Below are 24011 nucleotides of genomic sequence, written 5' to 3' on the forward strand. Positions count from 1 at the left end.
TACCCTTCCTTGATCGTTGACTGGGGGAGAGTCCGGGGGGAGCGGAAGGCGGTGCGTGGGTGAGCTCGGGTGGGCGGGAACTGCCCCCTGGTGACGAGGGTCACGAGGAGGGCTCCGCCAGTGTCCCGCCGTCGGCCGTGTCCTTGGCACGTCCGGTGGACATGGCATCGCAGATCGGCCCCGAGCTCGACTGGGGCGCCGACGCCTGGCGCGAGGTGCGTACGCGCGCGCAGCGGGCCGGGCGGGCCTACATCTGGCTGAACCTGGTGGAACAGCGGCTGCGCGCGGTCGTGGCCGCTGTTCTGCGTCCCGTCTACGAACCCGTCCACGCCGACGACTGGGTCGTCGCCGCGGCGGGTCCCGCCGGGCAGGAGTGGGTGCAGCGGGCGGTCGCCGTCCGCGAGGTGAGCCGCCGCAAGGGCTATCTCCTCGACCCGGCGGACGACAACGTCCTCAGCTTCCTGACGCTGCCGCAGCTGCGGGAGCTGATGGTCCAGCACTGGCCGTGCTTCGAGCCCTACCTGGACGACCGGCGCGAGGTCGAACTCGCCCTGGACGAACTGGAGGTCACCCGCAACGTCGTCTCCCGCAACCGCGCCCTGTCACCGACCGTCCTGGCCCAGGCCGAACGCGCCTCGGCCCGGCTCCTGGAGATCCTCGGCGCGGGCTCCGACACGCCCTCCGCGCGGCGCCTGCCCGTCGACGCCGTCGAGGAACTGGTCGGCGACCGGTACGCCGACGTGGTCGGGGTGCACACCGACCGGGTGCGCCTCCTTCGCCAGTTCCCGGCCGAGGACCTGTTCGGCGAGGCCCGGCGCGTCGACGCCATCGGGATAGGCCTGAACCTGCTGGTCCAGAACTTCTCCGGGCGCCGTCTGGTGCGGCTCGCCGAGTCCGGCTGCCGGGTGCGGCTGCTGTTCCTGAACCCCGCGAGCAGCGCGGTCAAGCGGCGCGAGCGGGAACTCGGACTCAAACGGGGCGAGCTGAGCCGCTCCGTCGAGACGAACATCCTGCACATGCGGCGGGTGCGGTCGCGGCTGCGGGACCCCGGCGCCTTCGAGATCCAGGTCTTCGACGAGACGCCGCGTTTCACGGCCTATCTGGTGGACGGGGACGGCGCCGACGGCATCGCGGTCGTCCAGTCCTACCTCCGCCGCACCCGCGGCATGGAGGTGCCCGTGCTGGTGCTGCGCGGCGGCGGCAGGGTGGTGAAGCCCGGCGATCACGGCGAGCACGGGCTCTTCGCGACCTACCGGGAGGAGTTCGAGACGGCGTGGGCGGACTCGCGGCCGGTCTCGTGAGACGTCGGGGCGGGGCGCCCCCGCGGGGCTCGGCGGGGGACAAGCGGAATCCGGCCATCTGATTGTCAGTGGCGCATGGGATCGTGGGGACCACTGGGGGAAAGCACCACGACGAAGGGGGCGGCCATGGGCTGGCACCAGGAGCTGCTGATCGGCTTCGACCTGGAGACGACGGGCACGGATCCGCTTGAGGCGCGCATCGTCACGGGGGCGGTGATCGAGGTCAGGGCCGGGCAGGAGCTGGGCCGCCGCGAGTGGCTCGCGGACCCCGGCGTGCCGATCCCGCGGGACGCGGTGGCCGTGCACGGGATCACCGACGAGAAGGCCGCGGCCGAGGGGCGGCCCGGCGCGGAGGTCGCCGACGCGATGGCCGCGGTCCTGGTGTCGTACTGGCAGGCGGGCGTGCCCGTCGTCGCCTACAACGCCGCCTTCGACCTGACCCTGCTCGCCGCCGAGCTGCGGCGGCACGGGCTGCCGTCCCTGCGGGACCGGCTCGGCGGCGCGGAGCCCGCGCCCGTCGTCGACCCGTACACCATCGACCGTTCCGTCGACCGCTATCGGCGCGGCAAGCGCAACCTCGCGGCGGTCTGCACCGAGTACGGCATCGTCCTGGAATCCGCCCACGACGCCTCCGCCGACGCCCTCGCCGCCGCCCGCCTCGCCCACGCGATAGCCGCCCGCCACACCAAGGTCGCCGACCTCGGCGTGGCCGAACTCCACCGCCGGCAGGTCCGGTGGTACGCCGAGTGGGCGGCCGACTTCCAGGACTTCCTGCGCCGCAAGGGGGACGCTGCCGCTGTGGTGGACGGGACATGGCCCCTACGCGAGGACGTCGCCCTGCGGGCGGGCTGATTCCCCACCCACCCACCCTTCCTGGGGCTCCGCCCCGGACCCCGCTCCTCAAACGCCGGAGGGGCTGAAAGATTCAGCCCGTCCGGCGTTTGAGGACGAGGCGCGGAGCGCCGATCAGCGGGGGTCCGGGGGCGGCAGCCCCCGGTTCGGGAAGGGGCGGGGTTGGGGAGCCCCCGGCAGGGCCGTCGCCCCGTCAGAACGGATGCCAGCGGACCGTCGGATCCCCGTCCCGGAGGGACGCCACGCGGCGGCGGAATTCGGCCAACGCGCCCGGATTGGCGGGCGCGTGCTGCGCGACCCACGCACAACTCGCCGTCTCCCGAGCCCCCCGCAACACGGAACACCCCTCCCACTCCCGCACGTCCCACCCGTACACCCGGGTGAACTCGTCGTAGGCGTCGGCATCGAGCCCGTACCGGTCCCGGGAGAGGGCCATGACCACGAGGTCGTGCTCGCGCAGGTCGGAGGAGAAGGTCTCGAGGTCCACGAGGACGGGCCCCTCGGGGCCGACGAGGACGTTGCGAGGCAGCGCGTCCCCGTGCAGGGGCCCGGGCGTGAGGTGGGGAACGAGCGCGACGACGGCGGCCGCGAACCCGTCCCGCCGCGCCCGCAGATACGCGGCGTCCTCCGCGTCGATCGAGTCCCCGGCGAGCCGCAGCCACCTCTCGACCCCACCGAGCAGCTCCCGCCGCGGCAGCCGGAAGGAGGGGGCGGGCAGGGCGTGCACGAGGCGCAGGAGTTCGGCGAGGTCGGCGGACCCGGCGGGCCGCACGGCCGCGGGCAGCCGGTGCCACAGCGTCAGGGGATGCCCGGCGACGAACCACGGCTTGGGCTCGGCGGCCCGCACGGCCGGCACCCCGGACGCCCGCAGCCACTCGGCGACGGCCAGCTCGCGCCGCGCCCGGTCGAGGAGTTCCGGCGCCTGTCTGCCGACCTTCACGACGAGGTCGCCGACGGCGAACACCGCGTTCTCGCCGAGGGAGAGCAGCTCGGCGCGGACCCCGGCGCCGCCCGCGAGCCCCGCGGAGTTCAGTACGTCCCGTGCCCGTGCCTCGTCCATCCATTGCCTCCCGCACCCGATGCCTCGCCCACGGCCGGAAGTCTCCGGCCGCCGCGCAAGTCTTGCATTCGTACAGGCCAGAGAGGCTTCCGGCGTGCGCGGTCGCTTGACGTATCAAGGTCACATCAGCACGATGACGGGGGCCGCCTGGGCGGCCAAAACCCAATCAGCCGCCCAAAGGAGCCGATTCCGTGACATTGGCGACCGCGCGCGAGCGGTCCGGCAGCAGCGGCTCCGGCGGGGGCCGATGGTGGTGGGGCCGCCGCAGACGCACCGGGGACGACGGAGACAGGGGCGGCGGGGGCGCGGAGCGCGCCGGGGTGATGGACCACGGGGCGTGGTTCCTGGTCCTGCCCGCGCTCCTGCCGATCCTGGTCCTCAGCGTCGGCCCGCTGCTCTACGGCATCTCGCTGGCCTTCACCGACTCCCAGTCGGGCCGCACCGAGCCCACCGAGTGGATCGGACTGCTCAACTTCCAGGACCTGTTGGACGACACCCTGTTCTGGGACTCGTTCCGGATCGGCCTGGTGTGGGCCGTCGGCGTGACGGTGCCGCAGTTCGTGCTCGCCCTCGGCCTCGCGCTGCTCCTCAGTCAGAACCTGCGTCTCCGCTGGCTGGCCCGGTCGCTCGCGATCATTCCGTGGGCGATGCCCGAGGTCGTCGTCGGCATCATGTGGCGCCTGGTCTACAACCCTGATGCGGGAATCCTGAACGAGACCCTGAGCGATCTCGGCCTCGGGGACGGCCGCGACTGGTTGACGGGCATCGGCACCGCGCTGCCCGCCGTCATCGTCGTCGGCATCTGGGCGGGCATGCCACAGACGACCGTCGCGCTGCTCGCCGGTCTTCAGAACGTGCCGCGCGAACTCCACGAGGCCGCCGAGATGGACGGCGCGGGCGCCTGGCGCCGCTTCCGCACCGTCACCTGGCCCGCCCTGAAGCCCATCGCCCTCGCGATCACCGCGCTCAACTTCATCTGGAACTTCAACTCCTTCGCGCTGGTCTACGTGCTGACCAACGGCGGCCCCGGGGGGCGGACGCGGCTGCCGATGCTGTTCGCGTACGAAGAGGCCTTCCGCTACGGCCAGTTCGGCTACGCGGCGGCGATGGGCTGTGTGATGGTCGCGCTCATCTCGGTGCTGCTCGCCGTGTATCTCGTGGGCCGGCTGAGGGGAGGCGACCAGCGGTGACCCGACGTACCAGCAGGCCGGCGCGGGCGGGGCAGTACCTCGCGCTCCTCGCGTATCTGGTCTTCCTCTCCTTCCCGTTCCTGTGGCTGATCTCCACGTCCTTCAAACCGGCGCGCGAACTGGGCAGCCTGCACCCCACCTGGATCCCGAAGGACCCCACCCTCGCCAACTACCGCCAGGCCTTCGACGAACAGCCGCTGCTCGAAGCGGCGGGCAACTCGCTGGTCGCGGCCCTGAGCGCGTCGGTGATCGCCGTCGTCATCGCGACCCCGATGGCGTACGTCATGGCGCGGCACCGCACCCTGCTCGCACGGGCGGCGACCGGCTGGGTCGTGGTCAGCCAGGCGTTCCCGTTCGTCCTGGTGATCATCCCGCTGTTCCTGGTCCTGAAGAACCTGCACCTGATCAACTCGCTGCTCGGGCTGATCATGGTGTATGTGGTGTGGGCGCTGCCGTTCGCCCTGTGGATGCTCGTCGGGTACGTCCGCGCCGTGCCGACCGAACTGGAGGAGGCCGCCGCCGTCGACGGCGCGAGCAAGCTGCGCACGCTGGTCTCCGTGACCGCGCCGCTGCTCGCGCCGGGCATCGTGGCGACGGCCCTGTTCGCGTTCATCACCGCGTGGAACGAGTTCTTCTTCGCGCTCGTCCTGCTCAAGACCCCGGAGAAACAGACGTTGCCGGTCGTCCTCACGCACTTCCTCGGCGCGGAGGGCGCGGCCGACCTCGGCCCGCTCGCCGCCGCCGCGTTCCTCGCGACGCTCCCCTCGCTCGTGCTCTTCGCGATCATCCAGAAGCGGATCACCGGCGGGATGCTGGCCGGGGCGGTGAAGAGCTGATGGCGGCGGTACGCGTGCGCGCGCTCGGCGCCGTGGCCGCGGCGCTGGTCCTGCTGCTCGCCGGGTGCTCCGGCGACGGCGGCGGCGAACCGGACGGCCGGATCACGCTGCGCTTCCAGTCCCTTGCCTGGCAGAAGGAGTCCGTCGACGCCAACAAGGAGCTGGTGAAGGAGTGGAACGCCACCCACCCCGACGTCAAGGTCGAGTACGTACAGGGGAGTTGGAGCAGCATCCACGACCAGCTGCTCACCTCCTTCGAGGGCGGGGAGGCGCCGGACATCATCCATGACGCCTCCGACGACCTCGCGGACTTCGCGTACGGCGGCTATCTCGCGGACCTCGGCGACCTGCTGCCCGAGCGGCTGAAGTCGGACATCCCGCAAGCCAGTTGGGACACCGCGACCTTCGGCGGCAAGGTCTACGGAGTGCCGTTCCTGCAGGAGCCGCGCGTCCTGATCGCCAACGCCAAGTGGCTGAAGGAGTCCGGCGTCCGGATCCCGACCCCCGAGAAGCCGTGGAGCTGGTCGGAGTTCCGGTCGGTGGCGAAGGAACTCGGGGACGGCGACGGAAAGTTCGGGGTCGCCTGGCCACTGAAGGAGCCCGTGTCGGCGACGCTCAACCTGTCCCTCTCGACCGGCGGGCAACTGTTCCACCGACGCGCCGACGGCAAGGCCGAGATCCGCTTCGAGGCGGCCGACGAGGTCATGCCGCGCACCGTCCACGACCAGGTCAACGTCGACGGCAGCGCGTCGGACAGCACGCTCGGCATGGGCGGCTCGGACACGCTGCCCGGCTTCTTCGGCGGCAAGTACGCCATGGTGCCGCTCGGGTTCTCCTACCGCCAGCAGATCTCGCAGCAGGCGCCCGAGGGCTTCGACTGGCAGGTCCTGCCCGCGCCCGCCGGGGCGGACGGGCTCGCGCAGGGCGTCAGCCCGCAGACCCTCTCGGTCGCCGAGGACAGCCCGCACAAGAAGGAGGCCGCCGCGTTCATCGACTTCTTCCTGCGGCCCGCGAACATGGTGCGCCTCGCGCGCGGCGACTGGATGCTGCCCACCGGCAAGGAGGCCCTGAAGGACCCGGCGCTGCGCACCGAGAAGGACGACTGGGCGACCGGCACGGCCCTCGCGGGGCACCTGCGGTCCGCGCCCGCCCAGTCCGTGCGCGGCTACCCGGAGTGGAAGGACAAGATCGCGACCCCCGCGCTCCAGGAGTACTACAGCGGCGCGATCGACCTGGACGAGCTGCGCGAACGCCTGGTGGAGGACGGCAATCTGGTTCTGAAGCGCTACCAGCGCTGACGGCCGCGAGCGCCGGTGCGGGGGCCACGCGGGTGCGCGGCCCCCGCACCGCCTCAGACCCCGACCGACTCCTCCATCTCCTCCTCGGCAGCCTCCGCGGCCTCGGTGGCCTCGGCGGCCTCCCCGTCCCGTTCGGCGGCGGGGAGCGCCGCGGCCGCGCGCTGCCCGCGCTCCCGCAGCGCCGCCACCGCCGTGAGCGCGAGCCCCGCCGCCAGCCACGCGACCAGCGTCCAGACGGACCGGCCGAGATCGAGGCCGTCGAAGTACAAGTGGCCCCGGACGCCCTCGACGAAGCCCGCGCCGTTCCAGAAGGAGTGCAGCGAGCCGAAGAAGCCGTTCTGCAGCTCGGGCCGGAAAAGGCCGCCGGACGACGTGAAGTTGAGCATCACGAACAGGACCATCATCGTGAGCGTCGTCCACCGCTTCAGGAACGTGTGCAGGCCGAGGCCGATGAAGAGGATGCCCGCCGAGTACAGCCAGGCCATCGCCCACACCCCGGCGAGGCCGTGGTGCGCGAGGTGGAACACCGGCCCCGCGAGCGCCGCCCCGATCGCGCTCACGGCGAGCGAGACCCCGGCGGCGAACGCGGCCCGCGTCCGCATCCGCAGCCCCGCGCCCGCGGCGCCGAGCGCGGCGACCGAGGCGTAGGAGCCGATGCTCACGGCGACCAGGAGGAAGAAGAGGCCCTGGCCGGTCGGGTCGTCGTGGACCGGGGTGGCCACGTCGGTGACCTTCAGGGGAGCGCCCTCGGCCGCGGCGAGCGGGGTGAAGACCTTCTGCGCGGCGAGCGCGCTCATGTCGGAGCCCGCGGAGGCGACCAGGAGCTCGGGGGTCCTGGCGTCCGGCAGGTACGCGCCGGAGATGTCGAGGGACTTCAGCTCGTCGACGGCCTCGGCGCGGGAGGCGACCGGCCGGACGTCGAGGGCGTCGCCCGCCCCGGCGCCGAGGGACCGGGCGACGTCGTGGGCGCGGGCGTCGGTGCCGACGACCGCGACCGGCAGGTGGTGGGGCTCGGGGGTGACGAAGGCGCTCATATAGGCGAGGCCCATGCCCAGGCACATCAGCAAGGGGGTCACGAGATGGACGAGTACGTGACCGAGGGGGCCCAGGGGGCCGCGGGCGGTGGCCGTCATACGGATCGCTTCCAAATGGTTGGCTTATACAACTCTCACTCAATGTTGTACTGTACAACCATTCATGGAGGAGGTGGAAACCGTGGCCGACGACGAGCCGGGCCGGGACGCGCCGATCGAGATCATCCAGCGCGAGATGACGGCGTTCGCGCGGCGGGCGCGGGCCAGTGCCGCCCGGATGCACCCCGAGCTGTCCCTGGTGTCCTTCACGCTCCTGAGTCATCTGGAGGACCGGGGCGGCTGCCGGGCCACGGATCTCGCGGCGTACTACACGCTGGACAAGTCGACGATCAGCAGGCAGGTGGGGGCCCTGGAGAAGGCCGGCCTGGTGGAGCGGCGCCTCGATCCGGACGACCACCGCGTACAGGTGCTGCATCTGACGGAGCGCGGCACGGGGCTGCTCAAGGAGGTCACCGCCAGCCGCCGGGTGGCGTTCCGCGAGCGGCTCGCGGGCTGGAGCGGTCCGGACCTGGAGCGCTTCGCGGAGTATCTGCTGCGCTACAACGCGGGGGTGCCCGAGGAGTGAGCCCCGGCTGCCGCTGAAGCGGGGTGGCGCGAAAAAGAGAGTTGCACGAGACGTATCGTCTCGTTTATGGTCGGGGCATGACCACACCGCAGCGTGCCCACATCGCCATGTTCTCCATCGCCGCCCACGGGCACGTGAACCCGAGCCTCGAAGTGATCCGGGAACTCGTCGCCCGCGGCCACCGCGTCACGTACGCGATCCCGCACGCCTTCGAGGAGAAGATCGCCGAGACCGGGGCCGAGCCCGTGCTCTACACCACCACGCTCCCGGGCCCCGACGCCGACCCCGAGGCCTGGGGCGACACCCTGATCGACAACATCGAGCCGTTCCTGAACGACGCCATCAACGCGCTGCCGCAGCTCCTCGCGGCGTACGAGGGCGACGAGCCGGACATCGTCCTGCACGACATCACCTCCTACCCCGCGCGCGTGCTCGCCCGCCGCTGGGGTGTCCCCGAGATCTCCCTCTCCCCGAACCTGGTGGCCTGGGAGGGGTACGAGGAGGAGGTCGGCGAGCCGCTCTACGCGCCGCTGCGGGAGACCGAGCGCGGCCAGGCGTACTTCGCGCGCTTCGCGGCCTGGCTCGCGGAGAACGGCATCACCCAGCACCACGACCCGTTCGTCGGCCGCCCGCCGCGCTCGCTCGTCCTGATCCCCAAGGCGCTGCAGCCCAACGCCGACCGGGTCGACGAGAGCGTGCACACCTTCGTCGGCGCCTGCCAGGGCGACCGCGCCGCGCAGGGCGACTGGCGGCGCCCCGCGGACGCGGAGAAGGTGCTGCTGGTGTCGCTCGGCTCGGCGTTCACCAAGCAGCCGGGGTTCTACCGCACGTGCGTCGAGGCCTTCGGCGACCTGCCCGGCTGGCACATGGTGCTCCAGATCGGCAAGCACGTCGACGTCGCCGACCTCGGTGACGTGCCCGCCAACGTCGAAGTGCACCGCTGGGTGCCGCAGCTGGCGATCCTCAAGCAGGCCGACGCCTTCATCACGCACGCCGGGGCGGGCGGCAGCCAGGAGGGCCTCGCCACGGGGACGCCGATGGTCGCCGTGCCGCAGGCCGTCGACCAGTTCGGCAACGCGGACATGCTCCAGGACCTCGGGGTCGCCAGGCACCTGCCCATGGAGGAGGTCGACGTCGAGTCGCTGCGCACGGCCGTCCTGGACCTGGTGGCCGACCCCGAAGTCGCCCGCAGGCTCGACGAGGTGCGCGCGGCCATGGCGGGGGAGGGCGGCACGAAGATGGCGGCCGACCTGATCGAGGAGGAGATTGTGCGGGCCGCGCGTGGCGGCGCTGTGAAGGCCGGGAGCGAGGAGCGGTGACCGTTTGGTGGTGCTTCAAGGGGAGTTGGCTGTACTTCGGCCTGAGTGTGGCGAGTGCCGACCGGGCGTGACGTAACGCTCCGCGACGCCATTCGGTAACGGCAGGGTCATTGGATAACGCTCATGTAACGCGGGGCCGTCCTGGCTGGGCCATGGACCGGGTCTGTCTGTGTGACCCATACCCCCGGCCAAAGGTTGCGTTCGTAAGCGCTTGTTCCTTCCGTGAACGACTACCTAGCGTGAGATGAACTTCATTCGAACGCCAGGAAGTTGACCCATGTCACGACAGTCCGTGCGCCCCGACGTGCCACCGCTCGCCGAGGTGCGCCGCATCACCCAGAAGAAGCGCGACGCGTGGTGGACGGTGATCCTCGTGGACCCGCTCGCCACGCCGCTCGTGCGGCTGACGGCGCGGTACACGAGGATCACGCCCAACCAGATCACCTGGGGCGCGTTCGTGCTCGGGCTCGCCTCTTCGGTGTGCTTCGCGTTCGGTGACTGGCGCTGGCTGGTGCTCGGTGCGGTGATCTACCACTTCAGCTTCGTCCTGGACTGCATGGACGGGAAGGTCGCCCGGCTGACCGGGCAGGGTTCCGTCTTCGGCGCCTGGCTCGACTTCGTCTTCGACCGGATCCGGGTGATGGTGTGCGGGGTCGCCCTGATGGGCGGTCAGTACGCGCGCACGCACGACGAGACCTACATCTGGCTCGCGGTCGCCGTGGTCTTCCTGGACACGCTCCGGTACATCAACTCGCTGGAGATATTCAAGATCCGGCACACCATGCGCAAGCAGATCAAGGCTCGCGTGCGGGCCGCCCGACGGGCCGAGAACGCCGCCGAGCTGGCCTTCATGGAGGACCTGCTGCGGGACAACCCCGAGGCGGACGTGGAGCAGGACCTGGAGCGGGCCAAGGAGGAGGGGGAGGAGAGGAACGGGTACCCGTCGGCGGAGGTTGTGGCCTTCGAGAGCGACGCGCCCGCGGACGCCGCCTCCCACGCCGACCCCGCCTCCTCGCTCTCGGGGCACGCCGACCCCGCCCCGGCGGTCGGCAGGACCCGTCGCAAGGCCCAGGTCATCGACCTGCACCAGGAGTTCAGGGGCAAGTTCCCGGCGTACCTGCGGGCGCGCTCCTTCCTGCTGCGCCACCGCATCCGTACGCACCTGGTGAGCGGCATCGAGTTCCAGATGGGCGTCTTCATCATCGGCCCGCTGTTCGACGTGGTGATCCCGGCCACGATCGTGGCCGGAGCGCTCCTCCTCGTCTTCGAACTCGCCATCGTCTACAAGCTGCTGCTCTCCACCCGCGACTTCACGCGGACGCTGGACTCCTTCGAGCAGCAGAAGGTCACGACGGCGGCGTGACCCCCGGCTAGGCGATCCAGTGCGGCCGACGGCCCGCCGGTGACGGCGGCAGGCCCTCGGCGAGTGTCGTGGCCATGCGGTGGACGGCCTCGCGGAGGGTGTCCGGGGGAGCGGTGTACGGGATGCGCAGGCGCTGCTCGAACAGGCCCGGGTCGGGGGCGAAGCAGCCGCCGCCCTCGATCCGGACGCCGTAGTCGAGGACCCGCTCCGCGAGGGCCGGGGCCACGGGCTCGCCGAGGTCGACCCAGAAGGACAGGCCGCCGGACGGCTGCCGCCAGGTCCACCGGGGGATGTGCTCGGTGAGGGCGGCGGCGAGGGCGGCGCGCTGCTCGCGGAGCTGTTCCAGGCGGCGCGGCAGCAACTCCCCGGCGCGGTCGAGCAGGGCGAGGGCCAGGAGCTGGTCGAGGACCGAGCCGCCCATGTCCATGGCGACGCGCTGCCCGGCCAGTTCGGTGACGAGCCGAGAGGGCGCCCGCAGCCAGCCGACGCGCAGGCCGCCCCAGTGCGTCTTGCTCATCGAGCCCACCGTGACGACATCGCCGCTTCCGTCAGGACCGGCGTACGAGGCGAGCGGCGCGGGCACGGGTACGTCGAGCGCCAGGTCGGCCAGGGTCTCGTCGACGACCAGCCAGGTCCCGGAGCGGCGCGCGGCCCGAAGGACCCGGGCCCGGTCCGCCGCGGGCAGCAGACGGCCCGTCGGATTGTGGAAGTCCGGGATCAGATAGGCGAGCCGGGGCACCGCCTGGCGCAGCGTCGACTCCATGATCTCGACGTCCCAGCCGGTGTCGGTCACCGGCACCGACACCGTGCGCAGCCGGGCCCGGCGCATCGCCTCCAGGGCGTTCGGATACGACGGGTTCTCGACCAGGACCCGGTCGCCGGGGCGGCACAGCAGCCCCAGGACGAGCGTGAGCGCGTGCTGCGCGCCGGAGGTCACCAGGATCTGGTCCGGCACGGTGGCGAGGCCCCGCCGCGTGAACCGCTCGGCGACGGCGGCCCGCAGCTCGGGCAGGCCGTAGGGGTGGTAGCCGGGCGTGCGGGTGTGCTCGGCGAGGTGGGGCGTGATCTCGGCGAGCGCGTCGAGAAGGACCTCCTCGGGCAGCGCGGGCGCGGCCCTGGCCAGGTCGATCGCGCTGTCGTGGGGCCGCAGGTGCCGGGTGACGCCGTGCGGCGCCCGGCCCTCCGGCAGCGCCGTCCACGTACCCGAACCCTGTCTGCTGTGTGCGTAGCCGCCCTCGCGCAGCAGGTCGTATACAGCCGTGACCGTCGACCGGCTGGTGTTCAGGGCGGTGGCCAGGTCCCGTTCGGCGGGGAGCCGGACGTGCAGCGCGATCCTTCCGTCGAGGATCAGGGCGCCGATGGCCCGCGCCAGCTGCCGGTACGCGGGCCGGGCGCCCGTCGGGTCCGGGAGCAGGGCGGCGAGTTGGCGGCTGCCCAGGGTCCGGTCGCGCGTCTCCCGCTCCGCCATGCCATTCTCCCGGGATTGGCCGTGTAGTTCGAGCCAATCAATCTACAGACTCGCCGTCATTGGCCTTGCGGGCCGATGAATCGTCCGACCACCTGTGGAGGCACCCCGGCATGCGGCACCCCGCCGAGAGCGACTGCGGCAGCGGCAGCGGCACAGGCACAGGCACCGACAGCGACCCCGACCGGGCCGGCCCCCACACCCCCGCCCCACCCGCACTCACCTACCTCCCCCTCGCCGAGCGCCCCCTGCGCCGCCTGCCCCAGCTCCTCCTCGGCCTCGCCCTGTACGGACTCAGCATCGGCGTCCTGGTCCGGGCCGGGCTCGGCGTCAGCCCCTGGAGCGTCCTGAACCAGGGCGTCGAGCGGCACACCCCGCTGAGCTTCGGCACCGTCAGCGCCCTGGTCGGCGTCCTCGTGCTGCTGCTGTGGATCCCGCTCCGGCAGCGGCCGAGGTTCGGCACGGGCGCCAACGTGATCGTCGTGGCGTACGCGTCGGACCTCGGCCTCTGGCTGGTGCCCGCGGACCTGGGGCCGTGGACCCGGATCGGCCTCCTCGTGGTGGGGATCCTCGCCAACGGGCTCTCCGTCGCGGTCTATGTGGGTGCCCGCCTCGGACCGGGGCCGAGGGACGGCCTGATGACCGGCCTCGCCGCCGCCACCGGACGCTCCATCCGGTTCGTGCGCACCCTGATCGAGCTCGCCGTGCTCGCCGTGGGCTGGCTGCTCGGCGGGAGCGTGGGGGTGGGGACCGTGCTCTACGCGCTCGCGATGGGGCCCGTCACCCAGTACTTCCTGCCGCGGTGGGCGTACGGGACGACTCCGACGCCTCGGCCGGGGCGATTCCGGCGGGTGCCGACTCGTCGTCGATGAGGACGGCGGCCGCGAGACCGAAAGCCACGCGACGATCGCGCCCACGCCCTCCGCACCGACGAGCGACGCGCCCCGGCTGTGTTCGACGCCAGGGCGCCACGCACGAGGCCTCATCGTGCCCGCAGGTGACCCGCCGCCAGACCGAGGGAGGAGGCGGGCCGCTCAAGCCCCCTACATCTCTCGGGGAGTTGGCACCTGCACCCACTCGGGATGCAGGGCGTGAAACGGGCATGGGAATCCGTTCCGCCGGATGTATACGTTCCATGGTGTCCGATCTGCCACTGCGAACCCTTTTTGTTATTACGGAACCTTGTTGAACAAGTCACAGCCGTATGAAGGTATTGATCTGCGCGCGTCATTCAGACAAGGTTTCGTCCCAACGCCCAAAGATCTTCAGTTCTTTCGGAGTTCCCAGGGCGCCGCAGCCATGGCTGCGCACGGCACGAATGGCTTTGAAACCCCCCACATCCCCCCACAACACACCACGAGGAGACCCCTCTTCATGGCAACTCACAAGCGCGCTCGCACGATGAAGCTCACCGCTGCGATAGCCACCGCCGCCACCGCGGTCGGCGTGACCGTCTTCGCCGGAACGTTCGCAGGTGCGTCGACTCCCGCCGAGGGCAAGGTCTACGGCGCCGACGCCAAGGGTGCCGTCGAGGGCAGCTACATCGTGCTGCTCGACGAGAAGGCGAACAAGGAAGCCAAGTCCGACCTCGCCCAGGAGTACGGCGGCAAGCTCAGCCGCAACTACTCCTCGGCCGTCAACGGCTTCGCCGCCAAGAGCCTGTCCGAGACCGAGGCCAAGCGCCTCGCCGCCGACCCGGCCGTCGGCAAGGTCGTGCAGAGCAAGAAGTTCTCGATCGACGCCACCCAGGACAACCCGCCGTCGTGGGGCCTGGACCGCATCGACCAGGCCGACACGGCCGGCGACAAGAAGTACACGTACCCCGACGCCGCGGGCGAGGGCGTCACCGCGTACGTCATCGACACCGGCGTCCGCGTCAGCCACAAGGACTTCGGCGGCCGCGCCACCTCCGGCTTCGACGCCATCGACAACGACGACAACGCCGACGACGGCAACGGCCACGGCACCCACGTCGCGGGCACCATCGCCGGTGACGCGCACGGCGTCGCCAAGAAGGCGAAGATCGTCGCCGTCCGTGTCCTGGACGACCAGGGCTCCGGCACCACCGAGCAGGTCGTCGCGGGCATCGACTGGGTCACCAAGAACCACCAGGGCCCCTCCGTCGCCAACATGAGCCTCGGCGGCGGCGCCGACGAGGCCCTGGACGAGGCCGTCAAGAAGTCCATCGCCGCCGGTGTCACCTACGGCGTGGCCGCGGGCAACGAGTCCAGCGACGCCGGCCAGGGCTCCCCGTCCCGTGTCAAGGAGGCCATCACGGTCGCCTCCTCGACCAAGGACGACGAGCAGTCGGACTTCTCCAACTTCGGCTCCGTCGTGGACATCTACGCCCCGGGCTCGGACATCACGTCCGCCTGGAACACCGGCGACGACGCCACCAAGACGATCTCCGGCACCTCGATGGCGACCCCGCACGTCGTCGGCGCCGCCGCCGTCTACCTGGGCGCCCACAAGGACGCCACGCCCGACGCCGTCGCCAAGGCCCTGACCGACGGTGCCACGCCGGACAAGATCTCCAACCCCAGCGAGGGCACCCCCAACAAGCTCCTGAAGGTCGTCGAGTAGTCACGGCCCTGAAGAAGCCGGCGGTCGTCGTGCCCACCCCCACGGGGCACGGCGGCCGCCTTATCGTGTGCGCATGGCGACGAAGATCTACGCGGCGCTGCTGCGCGGCGTCAATGTGGGCGGCAGCAGGAAGGTGCCCATGGCGCGCCTGCGCGCGCTCCTCGAAGGACTCGGCCACGGCGGCGTACGGACGTATCTGCAGAGCGGCAACGCCGTCTTCACCGCGGACCACGGCGACGAGGAGAGCCTGGCCGCCGAGCTGACCGCGGCCCTTGCGGCGGAGTTCGGCTTCCACGTGGACGTCCTGGTGCGGGACGCGGCCTATCTGCGGGCCGTCGCCGACGGCTGCCCCTTCCCGGCCGCCGAGCTCCAGGGACGGCAGCTGCACGTCACCTACTTCTCCGCGCCCGTCGACGCCGCCCGGTTCGCCGCCCTCGACCAAGCGGCGTTCCTGCCGGAGGAGTTCCGGCTCGGCGACCGCGTGCTGTACCTGTACGCCCCCGACGGCCTCGGCCGCTCCAAGCTCGGCGAGGCCCTCGCGCGCCCGGCGCTCACCAAGGGGCTCATCGCCACCAGTCGCAACTGGAACACCGTCACCAAGCTCGTGGAGCTGACCGATGCCTGACACGTCCACCACGTCCGGCCTGCCCGATCTGCCCGGCCGCTCGCCCGCCGTCGAGGCCGCCATCGAGAACGAGCTGCGCCTCCTCGACCCCGAAGTGCGCGCCTCGCCCGCGCTGTTCGGCGCGCTCCTGCACCCGGAGTTCACCGAGTTCGGCGCGTCCGGCGCCCGCTGGGACCGCGAGTCGATCGTCAAGGTGCTCACCGCCCGGCCCGAGCCGGGCGGCCGCCCCACCACGACCTCCCGCATGCGAGGCGTCCAGGTCGCCGAGGGCGTGGTGCACCTGACGTTCGACACCGACACCAACGGCCGTCTGGCGCACCGCAGTTCACTGTGGCGGCGCACCGACGACGGCTGGCTGCTCTGGTTCCATCAGGGCACCCCGTTCACCCCCGAGCCGCCCCCGGCAGACTGACGACACGCGTCCCGCCGTACGTGGTGTGCGAGACGACCTCGGCCGGGACGGTGAGGCGGGGGTCCGCGAGCAGGCGGCGCACCGCGTCCGGCCGCCGGGCGTCCTCGGCGTGCCCGGCGGCCGAGGTCACGGCGGCCACCTCGTCGACGAGCGCCAGGTCCGCGGCCGTGACCTCCGTCTCGCCCTTCTCCATCACGCCCCAGCCGTCCCACGGCAGCGCCTCCACACCGCCGAGCGCCGCCAGGTCCGCCACCACGTCGGACCGCACCAGGGCGAGCCCCTTGATCTCCGGGACGGTGCTCACCCCGAACGTGTCCGGGTCCGCCCGCCCCTCCCGGCACGCCCGCCACGCCTCACCGCCCACCACGAACTGCTCCCGCGGTACGTCCATGGGGTCGAAGTCGATGTCGTACAGACCGCCGCCCAGGGTGGCCTCGACGAGGAGCTGCGCGTCCGCGAGGACCCAGCCGCGCCCCGCCGTCCAGAACTCGGTCACCCAGTGGTTGTCGTGGAACCCCGCCTGGAAGTACGTGCCGTAGCCGCACCGCAGGCGCGCCGGGGTGCCGGTGGCCCGAAGCAGCGAGCACAGCAGCAGCGCGAAGTCCCTGCAGGTGCCGACGAACCGCGCCGCGGGCTCCCGGGGCTCGGTCAGCGGCGTGCCGCCGCGCTCGCCGAGGATCCGAAGGAGTTCGGTGGCGTACCGGGACTCGGCGTCCTCGCGCATCCGCTCCTCGGGCACCGCGTAGCCGAACCTGGCGCCCTCCTCCCGGTGCAGGACGACGCCCCGCACGACGGCGGCGAGCGCGGCCGGGTCCGCGGGGAGCGGGGCGGGGCCGAGGAGGGCGTCGAGGTGGGGGCCCGGGGTCGTGTACGGGCTCTGGGTCAGGTAGTCGCTGTCCATGGCGGGGAGCCTCGGGTCTGACCCTGGGGCAAGGTCAAGAATCGGAAAGATCTTGACCGTTCACCTGTTCGCTGTGCGAGGCTCGCGCCATGCGCTACATCATGATCGGAGCGGGGGCCATCGGCGGCAGCGTCGGCGGGCGCCTCGCCGAGGCGGGGCACGAGGTCGTCCTGGTCGCGCGCGGTGCGCACCACGAGGCGCTGCGGGACCGAGGGCTCACCCTCATCACGCCCGACGGGACCCGCACGCACCGGCCGCCCGTCGTCCAGAACCCCGCCGACCTCGGCGAACTGCGCGCCGACGACGTGCTCGTGCTCGCCGTGAAGACCCAGGACGCCGAAGCCGCCCTCGACGCCTGGGCCACCCGGCCCGTCGCGGGCGGCACCACAGCCGCCGAGTCGCTGCCGCTGGTCTGCGCGCAGAACGGCGTCGAGAGCGAGCGGATGGCACTGCGCCGCTTCCGCCACGTGTACGGCATGTGCGTGTTCCTGCCCGCCACGTACGTCGAGCCCGGCACCGTCTCCGCCGCGGGCGCCCCCCGCACGGGCATGCTGCACATCGGCCGCTATCCGGCGGGCGTCGACGACACCGCGCGCCGTATCGCCGCCGACCTGGAGAGCGCCAAGCTGCTCGCGCCCGTGGTCGCCGACGTGATGCGCTGGAAGTACGGCAAGCTCCTCGGCAACCTCGCCAACGCCGTCGACGCGCTCACCGGACCCGTCACCGAGGAGGACGCCCTCGTCCTCGTCCGGCGCGCCCGTGCCGAGGGCGAGGCCGTGCTCGCCGCCGCCGGGATCGCCGCGGTCGGCGAGCAGGAGCAGCGCGAGACCCGCGGCGACCGCGTCACCCTCGAACCGCTCCCCGGCGTGCCCCGGGGCGGCGGCTCCTCCTGGCAGAGCCTCAGCCGAGGCACCGGCACCATCGAGGCCGACTACCTCAACGGCGAGATCGTGCTCCTGGGCCGTCTGCACGGCGTCCCGACCCCGGTGAACGACGTGCTGCGGCGCCTCGCCAACGAGTTCGCGCGGGAGCGCAGGGAGGCGGGGTCGATGGCGGTGGCGGAGCTGGTCGCGCTGGTGGAGAAGGGGTAGGCGCGGGGACGCGTGGGTCCGCTTCCGCGGTCACGGCGGCCGGTTCCGCGGTTACGCCGGCCAGTCCGTGGCCCGGGACGTGAACTGGAGCGTCGTGCTCCCGTCGTCCTCGCGGACCTCGCGGCCCTGGGTGTAGCCGAGCCGCTTCAGGACGGCGACGGACGGCGAGTTCAGCGCGTCGACCGTCGCGTGCACCTCGGGCAGGCCCAGGGTCCGGTGGCCGTAGTCAGTGAGCAGGCGCGCAAGCTCCGTGCCGAGGCCGAGGCCCCAGCTGTCCCGGGACAGCCCGTACACGATCTCGTGCCCGTCCAGCCACGGCTCGGGCGACGGCTTGATCTCCGCGTGCCCCGCGTACCGCCCCTCGTGCCGCACCGCCCACACCGGGAAGCGCTCCTCCGCGTACACGATGCCGAACAGCCGCGCGAACAGCGCCCGGTCCGCCTCCGCGCTGCGTTTCCCGTCACCGAACCAGCGGCCCACGGCCTCGTCCTGGAACAGCGCTATGAAGTCCGACTCGTCGGACGCGACATAAGCGGAGAGCAGCAGGCGCTCGGACCGCAGTTCGGGAGTGAACGGCTCGGACGTCATCCGCGAGACGCTATTGGGGGGTCGGGAACGCCCGCAAGCGGTTTCTGGCCGGGGGCCCTGGCAAGATCAGGCCGGGGGCGGTTGGTTCGTCACCTGCGGGCGGTGGGGGCTGGGCGCGCAGTTCCCCGCGCCCCTTACGGGCTTGTCAGCCTGCGGCTCGTAGTGCGGGGTGCGGCGGGGCTGTGATGTTCCCCGCACGGGTGGGTGGGTGGGAGGGATCCGCCGCGAAGCGGCGGCATGCGTCGTAGCGGTCCAGGAGGAGGCGGGCCACCAGCGGGGAGTCGCCCAGCACGTCCGCCAGGACGTCGGCCTCCGCCGCGCCCCGGGCGATCCGGTCGGGGAGGAAGCCCGGGGCGAGGACGTACGGCGCGACGGCGACCCGCCGGACGCCGGGGGTGTCCCGGAGTCGGCGCACCGCGTCCTCGGTACGGGGAAGAGTCGCGGAGGCGAACGCAGGCCGCACGGCGCACCAACCGGTGTGCCGCCACTCCCGCGCGATTTCAGCGATCACTGCGATCGCCTCCGGGTCGGTGGAGCCCGCCGAGGCCAGGACGACCCCGGTCGTGGGCTTGTCGGCGGGGTCGAGCCCCGCCTCGTACAGGCGTGTCTCAAGCGCGTCGAGCAGCAGCGGCGAAGGACCGAGCACCCCCGCCTGCCGCACCCGCAGGCCCGGTGGTGCCTCCCGCAGCACCGCCGGGATGTCGGCCTTCGCGTGGAAGGCGCGGGTGAGGAGCAGGGGCAGGGCGATCACGTCCCGTACCCCCTCCTCGGCGAGGGAGTCGAGCACGGCCGGTACGGACGGGGTGTTGAAGTCGAGGAACCCCACCTCCACCCGCAGGCCGGGCCGCAGGCCCCGCACCGTGCGCAGCAGCGCCCGCACGCTCGCGGCATGCCGGGGATCCCGGCTGCCGTGGGCGACGACCAGCAGGACAGGACGGTACGTGTGGCGCATGGGGATCAGCCCTTCACCAGCAGGCCGCGGCTGCGCAGCACCCACCGCTCGAGGGGGCTGAAGATGAGCAGGTCGATGGCGATGCCGACGATCAGGATGAGCAGGATGGCGAGGAAGACCTGGGACATGCTGCTGTTGGTGCGGCCCGCTTCGAGGAGCTGGCCGAGGCCGATGCCCAGGTCGGGGGATTGCGCGATGATCTCCGCGGCCATCAGGGAGCGCCAGGAGAACGCCCAGCCCTGCTTCAGGCCCGCCACATAGCCGGGCAGCGCCGCGGGCATGACGATGTGCCAGGCGCCGCGCAGCCCCCGCGCGCCGAGGGTGCGCCCCGCCCGCAGGACCAGCGGCGGGATCTGGTCGACGCCCGCGACCAGGCCGTTGGCGATGGAGGGCACCGCGCCGAGCAGGATCACCGCGTACATCATGGAGTCGTTGAGACCCAGCCAGATCACGGCCGGCGGCACCCACGCCACCGAGGGCAGCGACTGCAGGCCGGACAGGATCGGGCCGATGGCCGCCCGCACGAAGCGGATCCGCGCCACGATCAGGCCGAGCGGGGTGCCGATGGCGAGGGCCATCAGGAAGCCGAACAGACCGCGCTCGACGCTCGTCCAGATGTATTCGAGCAGGGTGCCCTGCCGCCAGGAGGCCTCGACCTCGTCCCACACCGCCGACGGCGCGGGCAGCTTGTAGCTGTCGGTGACCTTCGCCCAGACCAGGATCTGCCACACCACGAGGACGAGGACGACGGCGGTGATCGGCGGCAGGACCTTCTGGACCAGGGTCTCGCGCAGCGGGGTGCGCCGCGTCTGCACCGTGTCCAGGGCGTCCAGGCCCGCTTCCAGACCGGCCAGGTCGTGCGCGTCCGCCGGTCCTTCCGCCTGCGCCGGGCCGCCCGATTTCGCGGGCGTCGTCGTGTCAGTGCTGCCCATGGCGGCGGATCTCCCCACGCAGTTGTTCGGTGATCTCGACGGAGAGTTCCGCCACGGCCGCGTCCTCGATGCGCCGCGGCTGCTCGATGTCGACCTGCCACTCGCGCGCCACCCGGCCGGGCCGCGACGAGAGCAGCACGACGCGCTGGGCGAGCCGCACCGCCTCGCGGACGTTGTGCGTGACGAACAGGACCGAGACGCCGGTCTCACGCCAGACGCGCATCAGCTCGTCGTGCAGGACGTCCCGGGTGATGGCGTCGAGGGCCGCGAACGGCTCGTCCATCAGAAGGAGTTGGCTGTCCTGGGCGAGCGCGCGGGCCAGCGCGACGCGCTGGCGCATGCCGCCGGACAGCTCGTGCACCCGCTTGCCGTGCGCGCCCCGCAGCCGGACCAGGGCGAGCAGCTCCTCGGCCCGCTCCCGCCGCTCGGCCTTCGGCACGCCGCGCAGCCTGAGGGCCAGCTCGATGTTCTTGCCCGCCGTCAGCCACGGGAACAGCGCGTGCTCCTGGAACATCAGGGCGGGCCGCCCGTCGGTGGCGATGGTGCCCGCGGTGGGCCGGTCGAGCCCGGCCGCGAGGTTCAGCAGGGTCGACTTGCCGCACCCGGAGGCTCCCAGGAGGGTGACGAACTCGCCGCGTGCGACGTCGAGCGTGATGTCGTCGAGGACGAGCTGCTGCCCCGCCGGGGTGGCGAAGGACTTCGAGACGTGCTCGATGCGCGCGGCGACGTCGAGCGTCGCGACCTCGCCGACGGCGGCGTCGGCGGACTGCGCGGACCTGGACTTGGTAAGCGTGGTGGCCATGGTCGTCACCTCCTGGGATCCCTGAACCGGCTCTGGACTGTGCCTACTTGACGCCGAGTCCGGCGTCGTCGACCGCGGGCCTGCCCGCCGCCTTCAGGACCTTGCCGAGCGGCTTCAGGTCGTAGATGCCGTTCAGGTCGGGCTTGTCGAGCAGGCCCGCCTTGACCGCGTGGTCGGCCTCGGTGTCGAGCGTCGCGGCCAGCGGGTCGTCGGTGAACTGGATCGACTTCCACGCCGGGTCGATGACCTCGGACGGCAGCGCCTTGCCGGAGAGCTGCTTCAGCTTGGCGTTGGCCGCGGCCTTCGCCTTCTCCGGGTTCTCCTTGATGAACTGGTTCGTCTTCACCGAGCCCCGCAGGACCGCCTCGACGACCTTCGGGTGCTTCTTCAGGAACTCCTGCGACACGATGATGTTGGTGATCACGAACTTCTTGTCCGGCCACAGGTCGGACTCGTCCAGGAGCACCTTGCCGCCCTCGGCGACCAGCTTGGACGCGGTCGGCTCCGGCACCCACGCGCCGTCGATCGAACCGGACTTGTACGCGTCCGGGGTGATCTTGTTGTCGGTGCGGACCACGGAGACGTCGCCCTTGCCGCTCTGGGCGTCGACCTTCCAGCCCTTCTCGGCGATCCAGTTGAGGAACGCCACGTCCTGGGTGTTGCCGAGCTGCGGCGTCGCGATCTTCTTGCCCTTGACGTCGTCGAGGGACTTGACCTTGTCCGGGTTCACCACGAGCTTCACGCCGCCGGACGCCGAGCCGCCGATGATGCGCAGGTTCTTGCCCTGGGACTTGGTGTAGCCGTTGATCGCCGGGGACGGGCCGATCCACCCGATGTCGATGGACTTCGAGTTCAGCGCCTCGATCTCCGAGGGCCCGGCGTTGAACTGCGCGTACGTCGCCTTGGTGCCGCCCAGCTCCTTCTGCAGGATGCCTTCCTGGTCGCCGACGAGCGCGGTGCCGTGGGTGAGGTTCGGGAAGTACCCGATCTTCACCGTGTCCAGGCCCTCGATCTTCTTCGCGTTGGCGGCGATCTTGGCCTTGCCGCTGTCGTCGGAGTCGGACTCCGATCCGTAGCCGCAGGCGGAGAGGGTCAGGGCGAGCAGGGGGAGCGCGGCGACGGCTCCGAGTGCGCCGCGGCGGCGGGCGGTGCGGGACGAGCGGTAGGCGAGCACGGGAGGTGTTCCTCTCGTTGGCCCGGCGGTCACGGCCTCACGGCGTGGCCGGGGTCAGGTCGGCGGATCTTCGTCTGCGTGCGAAGGGACGGCGGGGGGTGCGGGCGCGCGAGCGGTGCGCGTGCACCTCCCCCGCTGAAGGCGTCACGTCGCACATCGCGCGACCCCGCCCTGCCCGCTGCCCAGTGCGCCGCTGCCGACGCGTCCGCCCTCCTTGGCGAACGTCGCGTACACATCGATGGAGGTCATGGTCAGAAGTCCCAGCCCTCGTCGTCCGCGGGGGCGGCATGGGCGTCCTCGGCCTTGGCGAAGGCCTCGCCCGCCATGCCCGCGGCCAGCGTCGTGCCGTCCGCCGGGTCGATGAGCAGGAAGGAGCCGGTGCGGCGCGAGTCGGCGTACGCGTCGATCGCGAGCGGTTCCGCGGTGCGCACCAGGACCCGGCCGATGTCGTTGGCCACGAGCTGCCCCGGGTTCGGATGCTGGGACAGGTCGTCCAGGGTGAGCCGGGACGGGATCTGCTTCACGATCGCCTTGACCGTACGGGTGGTGTGCTTGAGCAGCACCCGCTGGCCCACCGCGAGTGGGGTGTCCGCGACGTGGCAGACGGTCGCCGCGATGTCCTGGGTGGTCGACGGCGTATCACTGCTCGGGACGATCAGATCACCCCGTGAGACGTCGATGTCGTCCTCCAGGAGCACGGTCACGGACTGCGGGGTCCACGCCACGTCCACGGGCCTGCCGAGCAGATCGATGCCCGCGACCTTCGAGGTCCGGCCCGACGGCAGCACGGTGACCGACTCGCCGACCCGGAAGGTGCCCGCGGCGATCTGGCCCGCGTATCCCCGGTAGTCCGGGTGCTCGGCGGTCTGCGGCCGGATCACGTACTGCACCGGAAGGCGCGCGTGGCAGCTCGTCAGGTCGTGGCTGACGGGCACGGTCTCCAGGTGCTCAAGGACCGTCGGGCCGCCGTACCAGTCCATGTTCGACGACGGCTCCACCACGTTGTCCCCGGCGAGCGCCGAGATCGGGATCGCGGTGATCTCCGGGATCCCCAACTCGTCCGCGTACGCGGTGAACTCCTCCGCGATCTTCTCGAACACCGGCTCCGCGTACGCCACCAGGTCCATCTTGTTCACGGCGAGCACCACGTGCGGCACGCGCAGCAGGGCCGCTACGGCGGCGTGCCTGCGGGTCTGCTCGATGACGCCGTTGCGGGCGTCGACGAGGACCACGGCCAGGTCGGCCGTCGAGGCGCCGGTGACCATGTTGCGGGTGTACTGCACATGGCCCGGGGTGTCCGCGAGGATGAAGCGGCGCCGGGGCGTGGCGAAGTAGCGGTACGCCACGTCGATGGTGATGCCCTGCTCCCGCTCGGCGCGCAGGCCGTCGGTGAGAAGCGCCAGGTCAGGGCCCTCGGCGCCGCGGCTGCGCGAGGCGTGCTCGACGGCCTCCAGCTGGTCGGTGAGGACCGACTTGGAGTCGTGCAGGAGACGTCCCACGAGCGTGGACTTGCCGTCGTCGACGGAGCCCGCGGTGGCGAACCGCAGCAGCGTGGTCGCGGACAGACCGGCGAGTTCCCCGGCGGCGGTGTCGATGGTGCTGGTCATG

General features: G+C 71.9%; 23 protein-coding genes. 13 read left to right on the forward strand and 10 right to left on the reverse strand.

The features are described 5' to 3' along the window. Positions 1–59 precede the first annotated feature (59 nt). Positions 60–1301 carry an SAV2148 family HEPN domain-containing protein gene (locus tag ACFVHO_RS02380; RefSeq protein ID WP_385709010.1) on the forward strand — a complete coding sequence of 414 codons (1242 nt, stop codon included), beginning with the start codon at positions 60–62 and terminating at the stop codon, positions 1299–1301. A 126-nt stretch (positions 1302–1427) separates the two neighbouring features. After that, entirely contained in the window at positions 1428–2153 is a 726-nt protein-coding gene (locus tag ACFVHO_RS02385; protein ID WP_385709013.1) for a 3'-5' exonuclease, read from the forward strand. A gap of 193 nt (positions 2154–2346) precedes the next feature. Here ACFVHO_RS02385 and ACFVHO_RS02390 read toward each other — a convergent pair whose 3' ends face one another. After that, complete coding sequence (locus tag ACFVHO_RS02390) at positions 2347–3213, reverse strand: phosphotransferase enzyme family protein (protein WP_385709014.1); 867 nt, start codon at positions 3211–3213, stop codon at positions 2347–2349. Between the two features lie 191 nt (positions 3214–3404). Between ACFVHO_RS02390 and ACFVHO_RS02395 the strand changes: the two genes are divergently transcribed. Genes ACFVHO_RS02395 through ACFVHO_RS02405 form a run of 3 tightly spaced genes read left to right on the forward strand, consistent with a single transcriptional unit; the run spans position 3405 to position 6537 of the window. Next, on the forward strand, positions 3405–4403 hold the full coding sequence (locus ACFVHO_RS02395; RefSeq protein WP_385709017.1) for a carbohydrate ABC transporter permease: 999 nt from the start codon (positions 3405–3407) through the stop codon (positions 4401–4403). Continuing rightward, positions 4400–5239 (forward strand): carbohydrate ABC transporter permease, encoded by an 840-nt coding sequence (locus ACFVHO_RS02400; RefSeq protein WP_385709020.1) that lies wholly within the window; start codon positions 4400–4402, stop codon positions 5237–5239. The genes ACFVHO_RS02395 and ACFVHO_RS02400 overlap by 4 nt, the downstream gene beginning before the upstream one ends. Further along, positions 5239–6537, forward strand: a complete 1299-nt coding sequence (locus tag ACFVHO_RS02405; protein ID WP_385709023.1) for an ABC transporter substrate-binding protein — start codon at positions 5239–5241, stop codon at positions 6535–6537. The genes ACFVHO_RS02400 and ACFVHO_RS02405 overlap by 1 nt, the downstream gene beginning before the upstream one ends. A 53-nt stretch (positions 6538–6590) precedes the next feature. Here the strand turns inward: ACFVHO_RS02405 and ACFVHO_RS02410 are convergent, their stop codons facing one another. Next, entirely contained in the window at positions 6591–7670 is a 1080-nt protein-coding gene (locus ACFVHO_RS02410) for a hypothetical protein (RefSeq protein ID WP_385709025.1), read from the reverse strand. A 64-nt stretch (positions 7671–7734) separates the two neighbouring features. On the opposite strand from ACFVHO_RS02410, the gene ACFVHO_RS02415 reads away from it, so the two are divergent. From ACFVHO_RS02415 to ACFVHO_RS02425, 3 genes are all read left to right on the forward strand, one after another. After that, entirely contained in the window at positions 7735–8196 is a 462-nt protein-coding gene (locus ACFVHO_RS02415) for a MarR family winged helix-turn-helix transcriptional regulator (RefSeq protein ID WP_385709027.1), read from the forward strand. 77 nt (positions 8197–8273) lie between these two features. After that, entirely contained in the window at positions 8274–9515 is a 1242-nt protein-coding gene (gene mgt, locus ACFVHO_RS02420; RefSeq protein ID WP_385709030.1) for a macrolide-inactivating glycosyltransferase, read from the forward strand. A gap of 277 nt (positions 9516–9792) precedes the next feature. After that, positions 9793–10878 (forward strand): CDP-alcohol phosphatidyltransferase family protein, encoded by a 1086-nt coding sequence (locus ACFVHO_RS02425; protein WP_385709033.1) that lies wholly within the window; start codon positions 9793–9795, stop codon positions 10876–10878. Between the two features lie 7 nt (positions 10879–10885). On the opposite strand, the gene ACFVHO_RS02430 is transcribed toward ACFVHO_RS02425, so the two are convergent. After that, positions 10886–12346 carry a PLP-dependent aminotransferase family protein gene (locus ACFVHO_RS02430; protein ID WP_385709036.1) on the reverse strand — a complete coding sequence of 487 codons (1461 nt, stop codon included), beginning with the start codon at positions 12344–12346 and terminating at the stop codon, positions 10886–10888. A 110-nt stretch (positions 12347–12456) separates the two neighbouring features. On the opposite strand from ACFVHO_RS02430, the gene ACFVHO_RS02435 reads away from it, so the two are divergent. From ACFVHO_RS02435 to ACFVHO_RS02450, 4 genes are all read left to right on the forward strand, one after another. After that, the gene (locus ACFVHO_RS02435) at positions 12457–13215 is read left to right on the forward strand and encodes a YitT family protein (protein WP_385709039.1); all 759 of its coding nucleotides are present in this window, start codon (positions 12457–12459) and stop codon (positions 13213–13215) included. A 502-nt stretch (positions 13216–13717) separates the two neighbouring features. Then, a complete protein-coding gene (locus tag ACFVHO_RS02440; protein ID WP_385709042.1) occupies positions 13718–14926 on the forward strand; it encodes a S8 family serine peptidase in 1209 nt (402 codons plus the stop codon). Positions 14927–14999: 73 nt separating this feature from the next. Further along, complete coding sequence (locus ACFVHO_RS02445) at positions 15000–15551, forward strand: DUF1697 domain-containing protein (protein ID WP_385709044.1); 552 nt, start codon at positions 15000–15002, stop codon at positions 15549–15551. Continuing rightward, the gene (locus ACFVHO_RS02450) at positions 15544–15963 is read left to right on the forward strand and encodes a DUF4440 domain-containing protein (RefSeq protein WP_385709046.1); all 420 of its coding nucleotides are present in this window, start codon (positions 15544–15546) and stop codon (positions 15961–15963) included. The genes ACFVHO_RS02445 and ACFVHO_RS02450 overlap by 8 nt, the downstream gene beginning before the upstream one ends. On the opposite strand, the gene ACFVHO_RS02455 is transcribed toward ACFVHO_RS02450, so the two are convergent. Further along, positions 15935–16864, reverse strand: a complete 930-nt coding sequence (locus tag ACFVHO_RS02455; RefSeq protein WP_385709048.1) for a transglutaminase-like domain-containing protein — start codon at positions 16862–16864, stop codon at positions 15935–15937. The genes ACFVHO_RS02450 and ACFVHO_RS02455 overlap by 29 nt on opposite strands. A gap of 89 nt (positions 16865–16953) precedes the next feature. Here ACFVHO_RS02455 and ACFVHO_RS02460 point away from each other — a divergent pair, with 89 nt between their 5' ends. Continuing rightward, positions 16954–17955, forward strand: coding sequence for a ketopantoate reductase family protein (locus ACFVHO_RS02460; protein WP_385709050.1), 1002 nt, complete (start codon positions 16954–16956; stop codon positions 17953–17955). Between the two features lie 51 nt (positions 17956–18006). Here the strand turns inward: ACFVHO_RS02460 and ACFVHO_RS02465 are convergent, their stop codons facing one another. From ACFVHO_RS02465 to ACFVHO_RS02490, 6 genes are all read right to left on the reverse strand, one after another. Continuing rightward, entirely contained in the window at positions 18007–18543 is a 537-nt protein-coding gene (locus ACFVHO_RS02465) for a GNAT family N-acetyltransferase (RefSeq protein ID WP_385709052.1), read from the reverse strand. A 145-nt stretch (positions 18544–18688) separates the two neighbouring features. Then, the gene (locus ACFVHO_RS02470; RefSeq protein ID WP_385709055.1) at positions 18689–19495 is read right to left on the reverse strand and encodes a sirohydrochlorin chelatase; all 807 of its coding nucleotides are present in this window, start codon (positions 19493–19495) and stop codon (positions 18689–18691) included. 5 nt (positions 19496–19500) lie between these two features. Then, on the reverse strand, positions 19501–20427 hold the full coding sequence (locus ACFVHO_RS02475) for an ABC transporter permease (protein ID WP_385709057.1): 927 nt from the start codon (positions 20425–20427) through the stop codon (positions 19501–19503). Continuing rightward, positions 20414–21229 (reverse strand): ABC transporter ATP-binding protein, encoded by an 816-nt coding sequence (locus ACFVHO_RS02480; RefSeq protein ID WP_385709060.1) that lies wholly within the window; start codon positions 21227–21229, stop codon positions 20414–20416. The genes ACFVHO_RS02475 and ACFVHO_RS02480 overlap by 14 nt, the downstream gene beginning before the upstream one ends. A 43-nt stretch (positions 21230–21272) precedes the next feature. Then, positions 21273–22403 carry an ABC transporter substrate-binding protein gene (locus ACFVHO_RS02485; RefSeq protein WP_385709062.1) on the reverse strand — a complete coding sequence of 377 codons (1131 nt, stop codon included), beginning with the start codon at positions 22401–22403 and terminating at the stop codon, positions 21273–21275. 251 nt (positions 22404–22654) lie between these two features. Beyond that, positions 22655–24010: a sulfate adenylyltransferase subunit 1 gene (locus tag ACFVHO_RS02490; protein ID WP_385709065.1), complete on the reverse strand. Its 1356-nt coding sequence runs from the start codon at positions 24008–24010 to the stop codon at positions 22655–22657. Between the last annotated feature and the right edge of the window lies 1 nt (position 24011).

It is taken from the genome of Streptomyces sp. NPDC127108 (genome assembly GCF_042677545.1).
Classification (GTDB): Bacteria; Actinomycetota; Actinomycetes; order Streptomycetales; family Streptomycetaceae; genus Streptomyces.

What these genes read in the sequence shown, in the direction of transcription:
- ACFVHO_RS02385 (WP_385709013.1), top strand. Translation starts at nt 1,428, where the DNA reads ATGGGCTGGCACCAGGAGCTGCTGATCGGCTTCGACCTGGAGACGACG.
- ACFVHO_RS02390 (WP_385709014.1), bottom strand. Translation starts at nt 3,213, where the DNA reads ATGGACGAGGCACGGGCACGGGACGTACTGAACTCCGCGGGGCTCGCG.
- ACFVHO_RS02405 (WP_385709023.1), top strand. Translation starts at nt 5,239, where the DNA reads ATGGCGGCGGTACGCGTGCGCGCGCTCGGCGCCGTGGCCGCGGCGCTG.
- ACFVHO_RS02410 (WP_385709025.1), bottom strand. Translation starts at nt 7,670, where the DNA reads ATGACGGCCACCGCCCGCGGCCCCCTGGGCCCCCTCGGTCACGTACTC.
- ACFVHO_RS02415 (WP_385709027.1), top strand. Translation starts at nt 7,735, where the DNA reads ATGGAGGAGGTGGAAACCGTGGCCGACGACGAGCCGGGCCGGGACGCG.
- mgt (WP_385709030.1), top strand. Translation starts at nt 8,274, where the DNA reads ATGACCACACCGCAGCGTGCCCACATCGCCATGTTCTCCATCGCCGCC.
- ACFVHO_RS02425 (WP_385709033.1), top strand. Translation starts at nt 9,793, where the DNA reads ATGTCACGACAGTCCGTGCGCCCCGACGTGCCACCGCTCGCCGAGGTG.
- ACFVHO_RS02430 (WP_385709036.1), bottom strand. Translation starts at nt 12,346, where the DNA reads ATGGCGGAGCGGGAGACGCGCGACCGGACCCTGGGCAGCCGCCAACTC.
- ACFVHO_RS02435 (WP_385709039.1), top strand. Translation starts at nt 12,457, where the DNA reads ATGCGGCACCCCGCCGAGAGCGACTGCGGCAGCGGCAGCGGCACAGGC.
- ACFVHO_RS02440 (WP_385709042.1), top strand. Translation starts at nt 13,718, where the DNA reads ATGGCAACTCACAAGCGCGCTCGCACGATGAAGCTCACCGCTGCGATA.
- ACFVHO_RS02445 (WP_385709044.1), top strand. Translation starts at nt 15,000, where the DNA reads ATGGCGACGAAGATCTACGCGGCGCTGCTGCGCGGCGTCAATGTGGGC.
- ACFVHO_RS02450 (WP_385709046.1), top strand. Translation starts at nt 15,544, where the DNA reads ATGCCTGACACGTCCACCACGTCCGGCCTGCCCGATCTGCCCGGCCGC.
- ACFVHO_RS02455 (WP_385709048.1), bottom strand. Translation starts at nt 16,864, where the DNA reads ATGGACAGCGACTACCTGACCCAGAGCCCGTACACGACCCCGGGCCCC.
- ACFVHO_RS02460 (WP_385709050.1), top strand. Translation starts at nt 16,954, where the DNA reads ATGCGCTACATCATGATCGGAGCGGGGGCCATCGGCGGCAGCGTCGGC.
- ACFVHO_RS02465 (WP_385709052.1), bottom strand. Translation starts at nt 18,543, where the DNA reads ATGACGTCCGAGCCGTTCACTCCCGAACTGCGGTCCGAGCGCCTGCTG.
- ACFVHO_RS02470 (WP_385709055.1), bottom strand. Translation starts at nt 19,495, where the DNA reads ATGCGCCACACGTACCGTCCTGTCCTGCTGGTCGTCGCCCACGGCAGC.
- ACFVHO_RS02475 (WP_385709057.1), bottom strand. Translation starts at nt 20,427, where the DNA reads ATGGGCAGCACTGACACGACGACGCCCGCGAAATCGGGCGGCCCGGCG.
- ACFVHO_RS02480 (WP_385709060.1), bottom strand. Translation starts at nt 21,229, where the DNA reads ATGGCCACCACGCTTACCAAGTCCAGGTCCGCGCAGTCCGCCGACGCC.
- ACFVHO_RS02490 (WP_385709065.1), bottom strand. Translation starts at nt 24,010, where the DNA reads ATGACCAGCACCATCGACACCGCCGCCGGGGAACTCGCCGGTCTGTCC.